General features: G+C 53.3%; 20 protein-coding genes. 15 read left to right on the forward strand and 5 right to left on the reverse strand.

Annotation, left to right across the window (positions count from 1 at the left end; translation table 11 throughout):
- Positions 1 to 124 precede the first annotated feature (124 nt).
- The 5 genes from typA to KQX66_RS31310 all read left to right on the forward strand — a co-directional run bounded on the left by typA (position 125) and on the right by KQX66_RS31310 (position 3689).
- Positions 125 to 1966: a translational GTPase TypA gene (gene typA / locus KQX66_RS31290; RefSeq protein WP_216797415.1), complete on the forward strand. Its 1842-nt coding sequence runs from the start codon at positions 125 to 127 to the stop codon at positions 1964 to 1966.
- Between the two features lie 78 nt (positions 1967 to 2044).
- Complete coding sequence (locus KQX66_RS31295; RefSeq protein WP_025853454.1) at positions 2045 to 2317, forward strand: YlaH-like family protein; 273 nt, start codon at positions 2045 to 2047, stop codon at positions 2315 to 2317.
- A 29-nt stretch (positions 2318 to 2346) separates the two neighbouring features.
- Positions 2347 to 2814, forward strand: a complete 468-nt coding sequence (locus KQX66_RS31300) for a hypothetical protein (RefSeq protein WP_216797416.1) — start codon at positions 2347 to 2349, stop codon at positions 2812 to 2814.
- 6 nt (positions 2815 to 2820) lie between these two features.
- Positions 2821 to 3096, forward strand: a complete 276-nt coding sequence (locus KQX66_RS31305) for a hypothetical protein (protein ID WP_216797418.1) — start codon at positions 2821 to 2823, stop codon at positions 3094 to 3096.
- Positions 3097 to 3236: 140 nt separating this feature from the next.
- Positions 3237 to 3689, forward strand: coding sequence for a pyridoxamine 5'-phosphate oxidase family protein (locus KQX66_RS31310; RefSeq protein ID WP_216797419.1), 453 nt, complete (start codon positions 3237 to 3239; stop codon positions 3687 to 3689).
- A gap of 71 nt (positions 3690 to 3760) precedes the next feature.
- Here KQX66_RS31310 and KQX66_RS31315 read toward each other — a convergent pair whose 3' ends face one another.
- The gene (locus tag KQX66_RS31315) at positions 3761 to 4288 is read right to left on the reverse strand and encodes a YhcN/YlaJ family sporulation lipoprotein (protein WP_216797420.1); all 528 of its coding nucleotides are present in this window, start codon (positions 4286 to 4288) and stop codon (positions 3761 to 3763) included.
- Positions 4289 to 4394: 106 nt separating this feature from the next.
- Between KQX66_RS31315 and KQX66_RS31320 the strand changes: the two genes are divergently transcribed.
- Entirely contained in the window at positions 4395 to 5729 is a 1335-nt protein-coding gene (locus tag KQX66_RS31320; RefSeq protein WP_216797421.1) for a PhoH family protein, read from the forward strand.
- Positions 5730 to 5808: 79 nt separating this feature from the next.
- Here KQX66_RS31320 and KQX66_RS31325 read toward each other — a convergent pair whose 3' ends face one another.
- From KQX66_RS31325 to KQX66_RS31335, 3 genes are all read right to left on the reverse strand, one after another.
- Positions 5809 to 6342: a hypothetical protein gene (locus KQX66_RS31325; RefSeq protein ID WP_216797422.1), complete on the reverse strand. Its 534-nt coding sequence runs from the start codon at positions 6340 to 6342 to the stop codon at positions 5809 to 5811.
- Between the two features lie 44 nt (positions 6343 to 6386).
- Positions 6387 to 7502: a hypothetical protein gene (locus tag KQX66_RS31330; RefSeq protein ID WP_216797423.1), complete on the reverse strand. Its 1116-nt coding sequence runs from the start codon at positions 7500 to 7502 to the stop codon at positions 6387 to 6389.
- A gap of 97 nt (positions 7503 to 7599) precedes the next feature.
- A complete protein-coding gene (locus KQX66_RS31335) occupies positions 7600 to 8544 on the reverse strand; it encodes a hypothetical protein (protein WP_216797424.1) in 945 nt (314 codons plus the stop codon).
- 89 nt (positions 8545 to 8633) lie between these two features.
- On the opposite strand from KQX66_RS31335, the gene KQX66_RS31340 reads away from it, so the two are divergent.
- Positions 8634 to 9761 carry a class I SAM-dependent methyltransferase gene (locus tag KQX66_RS31340; protein ID WP_216797432.1) on the forward strand — a complete coding sequence of 376 codons (1128 nt, stop codon included), beginning with the start codon at positions 8634 to 8636 and terminating at the stop codon, positions 9759 to 9761.
- 59 nt (positions 9762 to 9820) lie between these two features.
- Here KQX66_RS31340 and KQX66_RS31345 read toward each other — a convergent pair whose 3' ends face one another.
- Entirely contained in the window at positions 9821 to 10051 is a 231-nt protein-coding gene (locus KQX66_RS31345; protein ID WP_010491888.1) for a DUF2626 domain-containing protein, read from the reverse strand.
- 302 nt (positions 10052 to 10353) lie between these two features.
- On the opposite strand from KQX66_RS31345, the gene KQX66_RS31350 reads away from it, so the two are divergent.
- The 8 genes from KQX66_RS31350 to KQX66_RS31385 all read left to right on the forward strand — a co-directional run bounded on the left by KQX66_RS31350 (position 10354) and on the right by KQX66_RS31385 (position 18719).
- Complete coding sequence (locus tag KQX66_RS31350) at positions 10354 to 11004, forward strand: RsfA family transcriptional regulator (protein WP_216797433.1); 651 nt, start codon at positions 10354 to 10356, stop codon at positions 11002 to 11004.
- 136 nt (positions 11005 to 11140) lie between these two features.
- Positions 11141 to 12145, forward strand: coding sequence for a ketopantoate reductase family protein (locus tag KQX66_RS31355; protein WP_216797434.1), 1005 nt, complete (start codon positions 11141 to 11143; stop codon positions 12143 to 12145).
- A 16-nt stretch (positions 12146 to 12161) separates the two neighbouring features.
- Entirely contained in the window at positions 12162 to 12557 is a 396-nt protein-coding gene (locus KQX66_RS31360; protein WP_216797435.1) for a DUF3397 domain-containing protein, read from the forward strand.
- A 404-nt stretch (positions 12558 to 12961) separates the two neighbouring features.
- Positions 12962 to 14626 carry a peptide ABC transporter substrate-binding protein gene (locus KQX66_RS31365; RefSeq protein ID WP_216797436.1) on the forward strand — a complete coding sequence of 555 codons (1665 nt, stop codon included), beginning with the start codon at positions 12962 to 12964 and terminating at the stop codon, positions 14624 to 14626.
- Positions 14627 to 14874: 248 nt separating this feature from the next.
- Complete coding sequence (locus tag KQX66_RS31370) at positions 14875 to 15810, forward strand: ABC transporter permease (protein WP_216797437.1); 936 nt, start codon at positions 14875 to 14877, stop codon at positions 15808 to 15810.
- Positions 15810 to 16724, forward strand: a complete 915-nt coding sequence (locus tag KQX66_RS31375) for an ABC transporter permease (RefSeq protein ID WP_216797439.1) — start codon at positions 15810 to 15812, stop codon at positions 16722 to 16724. Before KQX66_RS31370 ends, KQX66_RS31375 begins: the two co-directional genes overlap by 1 nt.
- A 16-nt stretch (positions 16725 to 16740) precedes the next feature.
- Entirely contained in the window at positions 16741 to 17766 is a 1026-nt protein-coding gene (locus tag KQX66_RS31380) for an ABC transporter ATP-binding protein (RefSeq protein ID WP_216797441.1), read from the forward strand.
- Positions 17763 to 18719 carry an ABC transporter ATP-binding protein gene (locus KQX66_RS31385; protein ID WP_054976806.1) on the forward strand — a complete coding sequence of 319 codons (957 nt, stop codon included), beginning with the start codon at positions 17763 to 17765 and terminating at the stop codon, positions 18717 to 18719. The genes KQX66_RS31380 and KQX66_RS31385 overlap by 4 nt, the downstream gene beginning before the upstream one ends.
- Positions 18720 to 18838: the final 119 nt, after the last annotated feature.

Genomic DNA, 18838 nt, shown 5'->3' on the forward strand with positions numbered 1-18838 from the left:
GTATAATAAAGTGTGAATTGTAGCGTCGGCGCTTACGTCCGACGCTACTTTTGTGAACGGGCTGCGCTCCGGCATCAAGGAGCACGACATTGAGCCAAATTCAAAGAGAGGATTTTGAGACTACATGCATTCGAGAGACAAAATTCGTAATATCGCCATCATCGCCCACGTCGACCACGGCAAAACAACGCTGGTGGATAAGCTGCTTCAGCAATCCGGAACGTTCCGGGAGAACGAGGCGGTGCAGGAACGCGCCATGGACTCGAACGATATCGAACGGGAACGCGGCATTACCATTTTGGCGAAAAATACGGCCATCCAATACAAAGACTTCTTGATCAATATCGTCGATACTCCGGGCCACGCCGACTTCGGCGGCGAAGTGGAACGGATTATGAAAATGGTCGACGGCGTACTGCTTGTCGTCGACGCTTTCGAAGGAACGATGCCGCAGACGAAATTCGTGCTGCGCAAAGCGCTGGAACAGCATTTGACGCCGATCGTCGTCGTCAATAAAATCGACCGTCCGAACGCCAGACCGGCCGAAGTGGTCGATGAAGTGCTCGATCTGTTCATCGAGCTGGGAGCGGACGACAACCAGCTTGACTTCCCGGTTGTTTATGCATCGGGTCTTATGGGAATGTCCAGCTTGGATCCGGAAAAGCTGGGCGAAAACATGCAGGCGCTCTACGATACGATCGTCAGCCACATTCCGGCGCCGACCGAGAACGTCGAGGAGCCTTTGCAATTCCTTGTCACGCTGATGGATTATAATGAGTACTTGGGCCGGATCGCCATCGGCCGCGTAAACCGCGGAACGGTGCGTCAAGGTCAGCCGATTGCGGTCATCAACCGCGAAGGACAAGTGAAGCAAGCGCGCGTCGAGAAGCTTTTCGGCTTTCAGGGTTTGAAGCGCATCGAGATCGAAGAGGCAGGCGCGGGCGATATCATCGCGATCTCCGGAATCAAGGACATCAACATTGGGGAAACGCTGGCTGATCCGGCAAACCCTGAAGCGCTGCCGGTACTCAAGATCGACGAGCCGACGCTGCAGATGACGTTCCTCGTCAACAACAGCCCGTTTGCGGGCCGTGAAGGAAAATGGGTAACGAGCCGCAAGCTGCGCGAGCGTCTGTTCAAAGAGCTGGAAACCGACGTCAGCCTTCGCGTCGACGAAACGGACAGCCCCGACGCGTTTGTCGTGTCCGGCCGCGGCGAGCTGCATCTCGGCATTTTGATCGAAAATATGCGACGTGAAGGATTCGAGCTGCAAGTATCGAAGCCGGAAGTTATCATTCGCGTGATCGACGGCCAAAAAATGGAGCCGATTGAGCGGCTAATCATCGATGTGCCGGAAGACAGCATGGGCTCCGTTATGGAAAGCCTCGGGACGCGCAAAGCCGAGATGGTCAACATGATCAACAACGGCTCCGGCAGCGTTCGTCTGGAGTTTCTCATTCCGGCCCGCGGTTTGATCGGGTACCGGACCTACTTCTTGACACTGACCCGCGGCTACGGCGTCATGAACCACGCGTTTGACAGCTACGGTCCGTATGCAGGCAGCGGCGTCGGCGGACGTCACGAAGGGGTGCTGATCTCCAGCGAAACGGGAACTTCCACGTTCTACGGCATGCTGTCGGTCGAAGACCGCGGCACCTTGTTCGTAGAGCCGGGCACGGAAGTTTACGAAGGCATGATCGTCGGCGAGCATAACCGCGATAACGACATCATCGTTAACATCTGCAAGGAAAAGCAGTTGACGAACGTGCGTTCGGCTACAAAGGAAGATACGGTTAAAATGAAAACGCCGCGGCTCTATTCGCTGGAGCAGGCGCTTGAATATTTGAACGACGACGAGTACTGCGAAATTACGCCGAAATCGATTCGCCTCCGCAAAAAAATATTGAACAAAGGCGAGCGCGAGCGTTTTGAAAAGCAGCGTAAAATGGCGGAAGCCAACGCTTAATTCAACTCAATAAAAAAGACGCGGGAAAGCTCTGAGCAATCGGAGCTTTCTTTGCAAGTCTACATAAGGAGGATTCCGATGCTCGAATGGCTGAGGGCGCATCCGTTTGTGACATGGATCATCATCTTCGTGCTGATTACTTACGTGTACAATAAAGTGTTCAAGACGCGGAAGCTGCCGATTCTGAAAGACGCTATCATTTACCTGCTGCTGGCTCTCGGATCGGGGATGCTTCTGTTCTTTCAACTGGCAGGACTGCCGATTGTGCTAAGCCTGACTGTCGCGGTCGTCCTCATGCTCATGGTGCGGATTCGCTACTACGTTCAGGATCGGGAAAACCGCAAATCGTAAGGGCTTGGCCCGATGGAGGTGCGTGGCTGATGTCGGACTTCTGGCTAGTCCCCTTGTCGTGGGACGGGGAAACGGCTCTACTCGGTGGAGAAAGGCTTCGGCTTGAGCCTGAGGGCCTCAGGATGCGTTTTCTGGAAGCGATGGGGCAAATCCACCCGCGGCTGCTGATGATGTTCAAAGCGCATTTGCTGCCGGAGGACGAGTCCGGCGAGGTCTGCGGTACGGAGGAGCTTCCGTTTGCACTGGTGCAATCCGGCGATATTCGATTGTCCACAGCGGCTGAGCATTCGGAAGTCATGACCGATGATGCGGATGCGCCGCCGACCTGGCGGCTGTCTCATTGTGCCGAAGCGTATTTGAACCGGATGCTGACGGCACGGGAAGCGGCAGCGCTGCTCAAGCAAGCCGAAGCCGAGCCGGAGGCGGGGCGCTGGCTGGATGCCATGCGGACATGGACGGCAGGCGGCCGTCAAGTGATTTTGCTGAGAGAGGACTGATTGCTTGTGAATTTACAGGATGCGGTGTTCAATTGGCTGCAGATCAGTATTGTGGCGGAGGCCCGGCCGAACGACCTGGCAGCATCGGAAACGAGAGATTTTTTCGAAACGATTTTGCGGGAGGATCATCGTCTGGAAAGGTTCATCCGCACGGCCGACGAAGAGACCTATATTGTGGAATACGAAGAGGCCGGAGGCGCCCGCCATACGAAAAGGTTCGACCGCGAGCTCGCCGAACAGCTTTTAACGGACATTAACTCCAACCCGAAATACAATGATTGACATATAACCCCGGACGGCGAGATACAATAAAATATCATTGTCCGAAGGGAGTGTCCGTGATAACTGCTGGTAGCTGATACCTAACCCGTATGCTATAATGGTCTTAGATTCGGAGACAAACCTTTACAGGAGGGGAACCTATGGCCGAAACGATCACAGCCTTGTCGGAACAGCTCTTCGATCTACTCCAAAAGGATTCGTTTGCTCTCTTGAGCACGATCGATCATGAAACCGGTTCGCCTGCGACAAGCGCCATTTCGTGGCTATTCGCTAAAGACCGGACGACGGTTCGTTTTGCCGTCGACCAGCGTTCGCGCATTTTGACCAACATCAAGCAGCATGCGCATGCGAATTTGACGGTTATCGGCGCCGGCTCCGTCTTCGTGATTTACGGAAGCGCACGTCAGGTTGCCGAAGCTCTTGACGGGGTTCCGTTCAAGCTGGCTTGTTATGATATTGACATTGCTTCGGTGCGCGATGCGATGTTCTACGGAGCCCGCATTTCCGTAGCGCCTGAATATGAAAAAACGTACGACAAGCGTGCCGCTGAGAAGCTGGACACGCAGGTGTTCGACGCGATGCAAAAAGCCTAAGACCGTTTGCCGTCCTAGGCTTTTTTTCCACCTCAAAAGACCGTTACAGATTGCTGCCTGGAACTTGCGGGTTACCTTTGAGCAGGCGGCTGCGATTGCAGCGGATTCACATCACGCGGCATCTGCGGAACGATTCTGCCGATAATGGCCGCCATTTCCTCAGCGAAGCCGTTAATCGGTCTGCCGTTCATCGCTTGCTGCCTGATGTTCCACAAGCGCTGGTTTAAATCCATATCTGCGGTTACTAGCGCGTCTACTCCATACGGATCTTTTTTGAGCGCCTCCGCGACAGACACCTTGATCGTTCCGACTTTCGCGCGGTCCATGGCAGGCGGGACGTTGATTCCCACGACGGCCGTATTACCGAAAACGACGCAATTGGCGCTCTCCACATTCGGCACGCTGACGGCAATTTGCTCCAGCCTGCTGGCAACGGCGCGGGGGTCCTGAATTTCTTTTTTCTGCGGTGCCGTTTGCTTCACTTGTACTTGCCGGTTCGAATCGGCGGTCTGCGAGGGGGCAGCTCCATTTTTTGGTGCTTGGTTACATCCTGACACGACAGCGGACAACATCAAGAGGGTCACGACAAACAATTTCATCAGCAATCGTCCTTTCTTTTCGTCATCGGCTTTGGCTAGTTTGTCCTGACGGGAAAATTCCTATGTATCGAGCCGAACCAAACACCGAACCTGGGAGGGACTCATGATGAAAAAAATTTATGTGCTGGATACCAATGTGCTGCTGCAGGACCCGAACGCGATTTACGCTTTTGAAGATAACGATATTATTATTCCGGCGGTCGTATTGGAGGAAATCGACTCCAAGAAACGCAACGCCGACGAACTGGGGCGCAATGCGCGCCAAATCTCCCGAATGCTTGACGGGCTCCGCAGCGACGGCCGGCTGTTCGAAGGCATCGGGCTTCCCGGCGGCGGCAGCCTGAAGGTGGAGCTGAACCATCGAAGCTTCGCGAAGCTGCAGGAAGTGTTCGCCGAAGTGACGAACGACAACCGCATTTTGGCGGTGGCGCTTAATTATTTGTTGGAAGAGAAGGAGAAATCCGACCCGAAGCCGGTTATTCTGGTCAGCAAGGACGTGCTCGTCCGGATCAAAGCCGACGTGCTGGGCATCACGGCACAAGATTATTTGACGGACCGGGTCGTTAATGTGGCCGGAGACATCTACACCGGGCATTTGACCCTGCTGGTACATCCTTCGGTCATCGACGAGTTTTACACATACCGCTATTTAAGCGCCAATTCGTTGCAGCTCGGCTATACGCTTCATCCGCACGAATTCGTTATCCTGAAAGACGAGATGGGTACCAGCAAGTCGGCGCTGCTTAAAGTGAACGCCGACGGGAAGAAGCTGGAGCCACTTTACCTCAGTAACGATCCGATCTGGGGAATCGCGGCGCGGAATGCTCAGCAGCGGATGGCTTTGGAGCTGCTGCTCAACGACGATATTCCGCTGGTCACGCTGACGGGCAAAGCAGGTACGGGGAAAACGCTTCTGACGCTTGCAGCGGGTTTATTGAAGGTCGAGGACGAAAGAAAGTATAAGAAGCTGCTGATTGCCCGTCCCGTCGTTCCGATGGGCAAGGATATCGGTTACTTGCCGGGAGAAAAGGAAGAAAAGCTGCGGCCGTGGATGCAGCCCATTTACGATAATTTGGAGTATTTGTTCGATACGAAAAAGCCGGGCGATATCGATAAAATATTGGCGGGGCTCGGCAGCATTCAAGTCGAGGCGCTGACTTATATCCGCGGGCGGTCCATTCCCGGGCAGTTCATCATCATCGACGAAGCGCAGAACCTGTCCAAGCATGAGGTGAAGACGATCGTTTCCCGCGTCGGCGAGGGCAGCAAGATCGTTCTGTTGGGCGATCCCGAGCAGATCGATCATCCGTACCTGGATGCTTCGAGCAACGGCCTTACGTATGTTGTAGAGCGCTTTAAGGAGCAAACGATCAGCGGGCACATCATGCTGGAGCGCGGGGAGCGCTCGCATCTGGCGCAGCTTGCCGCCGATTTGCTGTAGGAAGACAAAAACGGTGATGCCAACGATAGAAATCAATCTATCGCTGCACCACCGTTTTTTTTGTATAGACAGATAAGGCCTACTGTTCCGGCGAATAAATCCATTCCACAGCGCCGCCGTAGGCGCGGGCAATGCCTTCCGCAAGCTCGACCAGTTGGGCTTCGATGGCGAAGGCCGAGCCGCCTCCCGGCTCCGGCCATGCTGCAAGCAAATGCTCCTCAAGCTGCGCTTCCGCCTGCTGCGGCTCGAAGGCCAGCCCGAGCGCACCGTTCGTGTCCGCTGCAGCCCGCAGCCGGAATACGGCGACGAGCTCCGCATACAGATAAACGTTCTCCAGACGGCTGACAAAGCCGTAATCGCCGAAGGCCGGATACGTCGTGACCGGAGCCGGCAGCAAAAGCACGTTTAGCTCCTCGAACGGAACCGCATACTGCTCCAAAATCGGCATAAGCTGCTCCAGTTCTTCCGGGGACGAAAAAATCATCAGCTCCTTGTCGCGGTCAAACAAAGCAGTTTTTTCAGCCAACGCTTTGACGATCTGGGCATAATAGCCGGCACGCTTGTCTTCGGGCAGATCCAGGGCTGCCGCGTATTTGAGAACGGGCTCCGTCAACGTCTTCACGCTCCTTTTCTTCCGGGGGCGGCTTAGCTTACAAGTTATAAGGCCAGCTTCAGCATGATGCTTAACTTTCCTTCCTCCAGCCGGACGCCGTTTACCTGCAAAAACGAGGCGATATTTTGGGGGTAGATCCCCAGATCAAAGCTTTTTTCGAATTCTTCCACCGTCGTGGAAGGCAGGGAAAAGCCGTTGAACTGCATTTCCAAAATCCGGAACCGGATAAACGGTTTTCCGCTTCCGTCGTCCATTGCGGCCATCTCGTAGCTTCCCCGGATCATGACGGCAATATCGCCTTCCTGCCCGGAGGCCGATACTTGATCGGGATAGAAGTGAAACGTCAGATTGCGGAACCGTTCATTTTTTTTGCGCAAAAAATCGTTTAATTCGCTGTCCGTCATCTGAAACGTATAGTTTACCCCGTTCATAACCAGGTTGCCATTCTTGCTCTTGTCGCCGCCGGACGTCACCAGCTCGGGAAGCTGCTGCATCGCACTCGCAAGCGCTTGGAAGTACGTCTTGAACAGCGGAATGCCCTTGTCCTCCCACAGCTTGTTGAGCTCAAGCATTTGCTGCTGAAGCAGCGCCGCCTGTTCCTTGCTATCGGCGAGCTGAGCGTCGACTTCTTTCTGGAGCACGGTAAGCCGTTCCCGCTGCTGCAAGTACCGCTCTTTCGTCCGCTGCAGGGAGGTATGGGCTTCAGCCAGCTCTTTTTTGACCGAGGCCAGCCGCTGCCATGCATCCGTATGACGCTGCAGCGCTTGTTTATCGTTGCGCAGAATCATTTGCAGATAGTCGAGCACCGAAACCGCATCGGAGAAAGAACCCACCGAGAACAGCAGCACCCACAGCGAATCGCGGTCGCCCATGTAATAAGAGCGGACGACTTTGGCGGCGTGTATTTTCGCCTCGCTTGTAGAATGCTCCGCTTCGCGAATTTGCTGTTCTGCGCTCTGCATCTGTGCCTGGAGCTTGATTTCCTGGTCGGCAATGCGGCTTAGCTCCTGATCGATCTCATAGATGGTCAAGCCTTTCTGCAGCAAGCTTCTGTCCGCTTGTCCGCTTTCCGCATACGCGGAATAGGGCCACAAGACGGATAAACATCCGTATACCGAGAAAAGCGCAAGGATAGCCCATTGGCGTATATTCACACGCATGTCCCTCCCGTCCTTTCAACTAAAGATTATCATAGGAATGGGAAAAACATGACAAAAAAATTCCACGGCGCTGTGCCATGGGAGGGCTTCCGTCACGTTACTTTTTGCCCGCTTGAGGCTTAGGGAGCAATCGTAAAATGTCTTCCGCATGTTTTACCTGCTTCGGCGTTTCTTTCGTAAAGGCAGGCGTCTGATTGATCTCTTGCACCTTGTACGTCCATTCCACGCTGTTTTTCGCATCGTTTCCGCCTTCGACTGAAAAATAAAGCTTTCCGGTTTGCTCACGGATAAAACCTTGATTGTCGATCAGGATACTTAGCGTCGTAGGAGCTTCGATCTTGATCCGCTCCAGCGAAGTTTTCCATTCCCCGGTTTGTCCCGTTCCGCTCAGTCCGCTGGTCATCAGCTCGTTCAGCACGGACGGCAGTGCGGTGGTGAAATATTTTGCCGCTTCCTGCTTGTTTTTGTTCGTCACCGTAAGCGTAATGCGCTTCGCCGGCTCGCCGTCGGCAAGCTTTTCGTCCTTACTGCCAGGTTCCAGCCAGTTCGGGTTGACCCCTTCCAGCAGCTTGCCCGTCAGGGAAGCGCTCAGCCTTCCGGTGTTTTTAAGCTTGTCCGCTTGCTTATCCAGAGGCAGCATCAAATATTCGTCCGCTTTCGTAATGGCTGGCATCTGCAGATACATTTTGTTATCTTTAAGAAGAAACGGCAGTTCGATGGGCGAGGCCGCGCCTTTCGGCGTTAGTTTGACCGAGGCTTCCATTCGGACCGGATCTGCCAGCGAAACGAGCCCGCTGTATTCGAATTTGCTTTCTTTGACCAGGCCCAGCAAAGCGGCAGTTACCGGTTGCGAGCCCGAAAATAAAGAAGCGTCCAGCTTCAGCTCCGCTTCCCCGGCATATCGGTAGCTTTGGATTTGCTCCTGCTTGGCGACAGCCTGCATCAAATCCTGCTTCACCTGCTGATGATCGGTGCAGGCGGACGTGAGCAGAACGGTGCAGCTTATAAGCGCTGCGCAGAAGATGGTTCGTGGTTTAAACAAGGCTCTGCTTCCTCTCCTATTTTTCTCATCCTATTATAGCGAGTAGGGGCAATTTTGTCTTTAGTAATTTGGCGAGAGGCGGTAGACGCATGAAAACGGAGCAGGCGAACGATTCCCCGCTGCTGCAAGCGATTCGGGAACGGATTGAAATGCAGCCGGACCGGGCGATTTCGTTCCGGGACTATATGGATTTGTGCTTGTATCATCCAAGCTTGGGCTATTATATGAATTCGAATCGCAAAATCGGCCGGGCGGGCGACTTTTATACTAGCGCTTCGGTCGGCAGTGTGCTTGGCGACATGCTGGCCGCCTACCTTCGAAGCTTTGCAGAAACGCGGAGCGGCGATGTTTGCTTAACGGAGTGGGGAGGGGGCGACGGAACTTTAGCGAGACAAATGCTTGACGCGATCCGGAGCGGCTCTCCGGCGCTATATGCGCGGCTGCGCTTCATTAGCGTCGAAAGGAGTCCGGTGCACCGGAGTCTTCAATCGGAGGCGCTAGCGCCTCATATGGAGCTTGTGAGCTACCTCACAGCCGAGGAGTGGCACGCGGCAGGCCCTTGGCCCAATACGCTGGTTTTGTCCAACGAGCTGCCGGATGCCTTTCCGGTGTACCTTATCGTAAGCCGCGAAGCGGGATGGCGGGAAATTATGGTGGGCTGGGATGACGAACGAAGCTGCCTGACGGAGGCGGAAAGACCGTTATCGAGCGGCGAGCTTGAGGTCTTTATCCGCAAGGAAGCGATTCCGCCGAGGACGGGTCAGCGGTTCGAGATCAATTTGGACGCGCTGCGCTGGCTTCGGACGGTTGCCGGCAGCATGGGGAACGGCAGTGTGCTGCTGACGATCGACTACGGGCACGTCAGGGAAGAGCTGTACGCTCCGCACCGGATGAACGGAACGCTGCTGTGCTACTGGAAGCATCAGGCCTCCGACACGCCGCTGCAGTTCCCTGGCGAACAGGATATGACCGCCCATGTCAATTTCAGCGCGTTGATCGATGCCGGGAAGGAAGCGGGTCTGGAGCCTTTGGGCCTGTTCAGCCAGAAGCAATTTTTGCTGGAGCAGGGATTGCTTGACGAGCTGAGCGATCATGACGCCCGGGACCCGTTCTCGCCGCAAGCCCGGCGCAATCGGGCCATTCGACAGCTGCTCCTCAGCGACGGGATGAGTGAGCTATTCAAGGTTTTAGTTCAAAAAAAAGGCGAACCGCACTGAAGCTTGCGGTTCGCCTTTTTTGTCTCCGTATTCGCTTACTTTTTTCCGGACTGGCAGGATTAGATGGACATTTTGAAAAATGACCAGTAGGTAAACCCTGTAAACGAAACAATCATGTAGCCCCAAAAAATCAATATGTAGGCACGTTCGGACAATTTCATGTATCCTAACAGCGTGAAAATCGCCGTCTGGGCGAAAAAGATGAGCGCCATCGGAATAAAGTCGCCGGCCAACGCCATGAGCCCGATTACGAGCGTCCAGAAGCCGAGAACGCGAAACATGCGATCCATCCTGTATCCCCCTCTCTTTGGTCACGATCGATACTTATGTACTACCCACCATTATAGCGAAAGCCTTCTTTCGTGTAAACGCCCAATCCGTGACGAATTTTAGTCAAATTTTTAGCCCTTCGCAACATATCGTTGCCCAAATCCGCCCAAACGATGTATGACCGCCTTGAAAATTGGCAATACAAATTACTAGAAAAGTATTCTATGAACTCTACCATGGGCATAGAGATAAAGTAACGCAGCACTTTATGCATCACGAACATAGATGCGGATGAACCTATAGGGGTTAGGAGGACGGCTTGATGACGGCAATCAGACAAGACGCTTGGAGCGAGGAAGACGATTTGATATTGGCGGAGGTGACGTTAAGACATATTCGCGAAGGCAGCACGCAGCTGTCCGCTTTTGAGGAAGTGGGCGAAAAAATAGGTAGAACCGCGGCCGCTTGCGGCTTCCGCTGGAACAGCTTCGTCCGCAAGAAATACGAGGCGGCGATTCAGATTGCCAAAGCGCAGCGCCAAAAAAGGAACCAGCACCGCAAGCATACGAGCGCGTTCGCATCCGTTGCGGGCAGCGGCATGGGCGGCCCATTGGCTTCGGAAGGCGCGGTGCGCAGCGACGGTATCGTGGAAGAGTTGTCGATCGACGCCGTTATCCGCTTCCTGCGGCAGTGGAAAGGAAGCTATCAGGAAATGGTACGGCATGTAAGGCAGCTTGAGAAGGAGCTGAATGAGAAGCAGGATGAGCTTGAACGGCTGCGCAGTCTCAATGACGAGCTGAATCGGCAGGTCAGTGACGTTTCGACCGATTACCGCGTCGTGAACGACGATTACAAAGCGCTTATCCAGATTATGGATCGGGCCCGCAAGCTTGCTTTTCTGGCAGAGGAAGAAGAGGAAAGCAAAACACGTTTTAAAATGGATGAAAACGGGAATCTGGAACGGATCGAATAACCGGAACCGTCTCATAAAAAAGGAAGAGCCCCCGAATCGGGCTGCCATAGGCGCCGGTTCCGGGGTTTTTGTGCGTGCCCCGTCATTTTTTGCTATGATAGACAGTACAAACTTTTAGTGCGCGGGGGAGAAAGACATGGGCCGTTTTACGGTGATTGGCGCAGGGGCGCTCGGAACGTTGTTTGCGGTCAGATTATCCAAAGCGGGGCACGAGGTTGAGGTTGTCGTCCGCCGTGCCGAGCGGAAAGCTGAAATCGAAGCTGCCGGACTGCGCTTGACCGATGCCGTTTCGGGATCGGAGGAAAAGAGCGCTCGGGCCGTGATTAAGGCTTTTCCCCGCGTTCGGCTGTGGGAGGAAAAGGAAGCGTTCGGGGGAAAGGACGGAAGCGGGCCGCATTTTATCCTGCTAGCCGTGAAGCAGTCCGCCATAACCCGGGAGCTCGGGCTCGAACTTGCTCGGCGCATGGGCCCCTCGGCATGGATGGTCTGCTTGCAGAACGGCATCGGGCATCTGGAGACGCTGGCTGCGCATGTACCGGTGGAACGGCTGCTTGCAGCTGTGACGACGGAAGGCGCGATGATCTCCTCCGCCGGCGAAGCCGTTCATACGGGGAGCGGTACGACCTGGGTAGGCGCAGCAGGGGACGAAAGGGGCGAAGTTTCGGAAATCGCGCAAAAAAATCTGGTTTATTGGCTGCAATTGGCAGGATTTAGCGCATCCATGTCGAAAAACATCTCTAGCCGTATTTGGCAAAAGCTTCTTATTAATGCCGTCATTAATCCTCTCACCGCCTTGCTGCGGGTGCCGAACGGCGAGCTTCTGAGTTTGCCGGGAGCCGGAGAGCTGATGCGTGCTTTGTACGAAGAAGGGGGTACTCTGGCGCGTGCGCTTGGGATACGGCTGGAGCCGGATCTGTGGGAGCAGCTGCTGGAGGTATGCCGGCGGACCGCAACCAACCGGTCGTCCATGCTTCAGGACATGACGGCTGGCCGTCTTACGGAAATCGACGCCATTACGGGAGGATTGCTGCGGGAGGCGGACCGTAGCGGAATAGCGCTTCCGACGCATCTTACCGTATACCGGCTGATCAAGGCGGCGGAAGCTGGGCATCGGCCCTGCCGGCCGAACATTATCGATTGAAATCGGGTGATATCGCTTGAGTGCATTGTTTGGATGGCTGCAGCAGCTTTATACATTTCTTGCGCTTGTTCCGTTTGTCGCTTTTTTCATCGTATGGGTTATCGTTTACTATTATACGAAAGACAAGCGCAGAGCCACGCATCTCAGCATGGATATCACCACGTTATTCCTTATCGGCTCGGTTTCGTTCATGAGCCGGAATTTGTTCGATTCGGGAATGCTGCTGTGGACGATCGTGCTGCTGTTTCTCGTTGCCGCCGGCTTGCTTGGAAATATGCAAAACCGGCTTAAGGGAAAGATCGATTTGATCAAGATCGCCAGAACGCTGGGCCGGCTTGGCTTTGTGCTGCTGACGGCCTGCTATGTTCTCCTGCTGTTCATCGGCATCGGCAAATATATGATCAACTCGTAAAGAGATGAAGAGACGAGCGTACTTCATTTGAGGGAGGACATCGTGCGAGGCTGCATATGGAACGCAAATCCACGTTGCAGCGATTGACGAATAAAATTCTGCCATTTTTGAGAGTCTAACCCAAAAGGCTCTTATTTTTTTTGTGATTAAACTACGAAAAGTGATATAATAATACTAAATACTACAAAAAATGGCCAGAAACAAAAAATAACACTGGATTTTATTAACCCCTGGTTGTATAATTTCTATTTGGTAACGGTTACATTCAACAGGGTCTTTACTTTTCCGCTGGAATCTTATATCATCAAAGGGTGTCATGTAAGGTGTGAATTCTATGTCATGTTATATAACACGACAAGAATTAACATATATTTACATAAATTAAAAAGGAGGAAGTCATTTTCATGAAGTATAACAAGCTTCTTGTCCTGGCATCGGTTACCGCTATGCTTGGTACGACCGTTGCAGGCTGTTCAGGCAACACAGATAACAACCAGCAAGCAGGGGGCGCAGACAATAAAAAAGCTCCGGCTCAAGAAATTAGAATCAACCTTGCGGCAGAACCGCCGGCGATCGACAGCTCCGTCGCAACGACGAATCCTTCTTTTACAATTCTTAACGCGGTGAACGAAGGTCTGTACCGTCTGGATGCAGAAGGCAAGCCGCAACCTGGTCTTGCGAAAGAGCTTCCGAAAATTTCCCCGGACGGCCTCGTATATACGATCACGCTTCGCGACGGTTTGACATGGGCCGACGGCTCGCCGCTGAAAGCAAGCGATTTTGTATGGGCTTACCAACGTACGTTGGACCCGGCGACAAAAGCGAAATACGCAACCATGCTCTCCTGGATCAAAGGCGGCGTCGCATTGAATAAAGCGAAGCCGGAAGAAGTGGAAGCGAAGAAAGCCGAGCTGGGCGTAAAAGCAAAAGACGACAAAACGCTTGAAATTACGCTGGAAAGACCGGTTGCGTTCTTCACCGACCAATTGGCTATGCCGCTCTTCTTCCCGCAAAAACCGGATTTTGTCAAAGCGCAAGGCGACAAAAACGGCGCCGATGCCGACAAAATTATCGGTGCGGGTCCGTTCAAAATGGAAAAATGGGACCACGAGCAGCAAATCGTTCTCGTCAAAAACGACAAGTACTGGGATGCTGCAAACGTGAAACTGAACAAAGTAACCGTCAACGTGGTAAAAGACGCCAACACGGCTCTTAACATGTACGAGACGGACCAAGTTGACCTGACGGAGCTTCGCGGCGAGCAGGCCAAAGCTTACCAAGGCAAGCCGGATTTGACGCTGAAGAAAGAATTCGTAACAGGTTACCTGATGTTCCACAATTCGAAGTTCCCGGCGTTTGCGAACGTGAAAATCCGCCAAGCTCTCGGCATGGCGATTGACCGCAAAGCTTACAACGAAGTTGTCAACGGGGGAACGTCCATTCCTTCGACAGGTCTGGTTCCGGTAACCGTTCTTGACGGCAACAAGCAGGAATTCCGTAAAGTAGCGGGTGATACCGAACCTGCTTTCGATGTGGCAAAAGCGAAGCAGCTTCTGGCTGAAGGCTTGAAAGAGCTGAACATGACTTCCTTGCCGAAGTTCAAGCTGACGGCTGACGATACCGAAGGCGCGAAAAAGACGATTGAGTTCGTTCAAGCTCAATGGAAGCAGAACCTCGGAGTTGACGTTGACGGCGAGCCGCTGCCATTCGCACTGCGCGTGAAAAACATGCAAGAAAACAATTTCGACGCTCTGTTCGCACTGTGGGGCGCCGATTACAACGATCCGATGACGTTCCTCGACATGTGGTTGTCCGACAACAAATCCTTCAACTATGTCGCATACAACAACAAAGCGTATGACGATCTGGTTAAAGGCGCAGACAAAGAAGTCGACTTGGCGAAACGTTCCAAAATGCTGATCGATGCCGAGAAGCAGCTGATGGCTGATCTTCCGATTTCTCCGCTCTACTTCCGCACGAGACCTTACGCGAAGAAACCGAACGTAGAAGGCCTGATTTTGCCGCCTATGTCCAAAGAATGGGAACTGAAATGGGTTTCCATTAAGTAATCCGTTTCTCCCGATGAACCATAGTAAGTAGTGGCTGATTCGTCAACGAGGGGGCCGTTCTGATCTTTGGAACGGCTCCGATTTTTTCTGTAACGAAATTGCCCTCTGTTCGGAGGAAGCGGAGCTGCTTCGCAAACATAGTCTTGCTTTGGAGCGGTCTATGCTTGCGAAGCAGTTCGGCTGTTTCCAATCGAGCCTTTTCGAGCCTTTCTGCTTGTCCTTGTTTGAATTAGTTCAGGAGGTGTGCCATGCTTCGCTATTTGCTGCGTCGTCTGGTTTATATGGTAATTACCTTGTGGTTGGTTGTTTCCTTCACATTCGTGTTGATGAAAAACTTGCCAGGGGATCCGTTCGGGGAAGATTCGCAAAAATTGACGATTGAGCAAAGAAAACTGCTCTATGCTCAATACGGTTTGGATCAACCGATTTGGAAGCAGTACCTGAAATACATGAATAACGTGCTCCATGGCGATTTGGGCGTGTCCTTCCAGTTCCCGACGCGCAAAGTGACGGACATTATTCATCAAGCGTTCCCGGCTTCGCTGGAGCTCGGCTTGTGGGCGCTCGCGATTGCCATTACGGTCGGATTGATTCTCGGCATTATTGCAGCTTTGAATCATAACAAAGGTCTTGATGTCACAGCGATGTTTACGGCAATTGTCGGTATTTCGATTCCATCCTTCGTTCTTGGGCCTTTGCTGTCTTATTTTGTCGGGGTGAAGCTAGGCTGGCTGCCTCCGGGGATGTGGACAGGAGCGTCATCCAGGATACTGCCTTCCATTGCTTTATCGTTCGGTACGATTGCCATTCTTGCCCGGCTCATGCGAACGTCTATGCTGGACGTGCTGAATCAGGACTACATCAAAACGGCGAAGGCTAAAGGTTTGTCCCAGTCGGCCATCGTTCTTAAGCATACGATCCGTAATGCGATCCTTCCGGTGGTTACCGTGCTGGGTCCCGTATTTGTCGGTCTGATCACCGGTACGCTGATTGTAGAGCAAATTTTCGTCGTGCCGGGATTAGGGAAGCACTTTGTTCAATCCATTTATTCCAACGACTACACCATGATTACAGGATTGACCATTTTCTATGCGTTTATTCTTGTCATTGTGCTTTTTCTTACCGATGTTATCTACGGTTTCATCGACCCGCGCATTCGTTTGGTTAAGGGAGGTAGCAAGTAATGCAGATGTCCAAAGACCTGTTCCAGCCGGTTGTCCGAGAGCAAGTCGGCCGGGAAGCTGTCGTCCGCCCTTCCATGAACTACTGGCAGGATGCGTGGAGAAGGCTCAAGAAAAACAAGTTGGCCATGTTCGGCATGACAACGCTTGTCATCTTGATTTTGCTCGCTACGTTCGGACCGATTTTTTCGAGCTACGATTACGCGACGCAAAACTACGATATTAAAAATTTACCGCCATCCAGTGCGCACTGGTTCGGAACCGACGATTTCGGTCGGGACCTGTGGGTGCGCGTATGGTGGGGAACGCGGATTTCCTTGGCAATCGGGATTATTGCCGCGCTGCTTGACCTCGTATTCGGCGTTATTTACGGGGGCGTTTCGGCCTACTATGGCGGCCGGGTAGATGATATCATGCAGCGTATTATCGAAATCATTCACTCCATCCCGTTTCTGCTGATCTCGATCTTGCTGATCATCGTTATCGGACCTGGTTTCATGACGATCATCATCGCCTATGCCATTACCGGCTGGGTGCCGATGGCGCGGCTGGTCCGCGGTCAAGTTCTGACCTTGAAGGAGCAAGAATACGTCCTTGCGGCCAGAACGCTGGGCGCAGGAGGCGCGCGCATTATTTTCCGCCATTTGGTACCGAATGCGCTTAGCTTGATTATCGTACAAATTACATTTATCGTTCCTTCGGCTATTTTCGTCGAAGCGTTCCTGAGCTTTATCGGTCTCGGCATCCGCGTGCCGCTCGCTTCGCTCGGTTCGTTGTTGTCCGACGGTGCGAACTCGATTCGTTATTTCCCGCATCGGGTTATTTTCCCGACGATTGTTTTCAGCTTGATCCTGATGAGCTTCAACCTGCTCGGTGACGGCCTTCGCGATGCGCTCGATCCGAAGATGAGGAAGTAAGGAGGGTGCCTAAATCATGAGCAAAAATATATTGGAGGTTCGCGACCTCAAAGTATCGTTTCGCACCTATGCCGGTGAAGTGCAAGCCGTTCGCGGCGTTTCCTTCGACCTCAAAAAAGGGGAAGTGCTCGCCATTGTAGGCGAATCCGGATGCGGCAAATCGGTTACGGCCCAAACGATTATGCGGCTCATTCCGACGCCTCCAAGCATGATCAAGAGCGGATCGATCAAATTCGACGGCAAAACGGAAATTACCAAAATTTCAAATAAAGGAATGGAAAAAATCCGCGGCTCCGAAATGGGGATGATTTTCCAGGATCCGATGACTTCTCTCAACCCGACGATGACGATCGGGAAGCAAATCGCCGAAGGGCTCATCAAGCATCAAGGCTTAAGCTCAAGCGAAGCACGGAAGCGTGCAGTCGAGATTTTGAAAATGGTCGGTATTTCCAACCCGGAAGGCCGGATCACTCAATATCCTCACGAATTTTCCGGTGGGATGCGCCAGCGTGTCATGATTGCCATCGCGCTTGCCTGCAATCCGAAGCTGCTTATTGCCGACGAGCCGACAACGGCGCTTGACGTAACGATCCAGGCGCAAATTATCGAACTGATGAAGAAGCTGTCCGAGCAGACGGAAGCATCGATTATCGTGATTACGCATGACCTCGGAGTCGTTGCAGAGATGGCGCAGCGCGTCATCGTCATGTATGCCGGCAAAGTCGTAGAGCAGGGCACGGTAGACGAGCTGTTTTACGATTCGAAACATCCGTATACCTGGGGCTTGCTTCGTTCCGTTCCGCGTCTCGACCAGGACAAAGACGGCGAATTGGTGCCGATTCCGGGGACGCCGCCGGACTTGTTCGCCCCGCCGAAAGGCTGCGCTTTTGCAGCGCGTTGTCCTTACGCCATGAAAGCCTGTCTGGAAGTCGATCCTGAGCACACGAAGCTTTCCGAGACGCATTCGGCAGCCTGCTGGCTCCTGCATCCCGATGCGCCTAAAGTAGAGCGACCTGTAGAAGCTGGAGGTGCGGCACGATGAAGGGCAATCCAATTTTGGAAGTTCGCGATTTGCAAAAACACTTTCACTTGGGCGGCGGCAAGACTTTAAAAGCCGTCGACAAGCTTAATATTTCGATCGGCCGGGGCGAAACGTTCGGTCTGGTCGGCGAGTCCGGCTGCGGCAAGTCTACGGCCGGGCGCACAATCATCCGTCTTTATGAAGCGACAGGCGGCGAAGTGCTGTTCAATGGCGAGAACGTGCATAAGCTGCGCGGAAACAAGCTGCAAGAGTTCCGCCGTCATATGCAGATGGTGTTCCAAGATCCGTACGCTTCCTTGAACCCGCGGATGACGGTTGGCAACATCATTGCCGAAGGACTCGATATTCATGGTCTTGCCGACGGCAAACAGCGCAAGCAGCGCGTAAGCGAGCTGCTTAATGCGGTAGGTTTGAACGAAGAGCATGCGAGCCGCTTCCCGCACGAATTTTCGGGCGGACAGCGTCAGCGGATCGGCATTGCCCGGGCGCTGGCGATCGAGCCTCAGTTCATCATCGCGGACGAGCCGATCTCCGCGTTGGACGTATCCGTTCAGGCGCAGGTCGTCAACCTGTTCAAGAAGCTGCAAAAAGAGCGCGGTCTGACCTACTTGTTCATCGCGCACGATCTTGCGATGGTGAAGCATATTTCCGACCGGATCGGCGTTATGTATCTCGGCAAGCTGGTCGAGGTAACGACTTCCGAGGAGCTGTATGCGAATCCGCTGCATCCTTACACGCAATCGCTGTTGTCCGCAATCCCGATTCCGGACCCGGAGGTGGAACGTACTCGCGAGCGGATCATTCTGGAAGGCGAAATTCCAAGCCCGCTGAACCCGCCGAGCGGTTGTCCGTTCCGTACACGCTGCCCGAAGGCGATGCCGGAATGCGCGGCCAGCATGCCGGAGTTCAAGGAAGTCCAACCCGGTCACTTTACAGCCTGCCATTTATATTAACCTTGGAAGCCTCTGCATGTGCAGGGGCTTTTTAAGTATAACGAAACGATCCGTATCAGTTTCCCCCACCTTTTGACGATTTCCCGGATCACGTGTAAAATAGTAATGCTCATGTTATT

Source organism: Paenibacillus oleatilyticus (assembly GCF_018998565.1).
Classification (GTDB): Bacteria; Bacillota; Bacilli; order Paenibacillales; family NBRC-103111; genus Paenibacillus_G; species Paenibacillus_G oleatilyticus.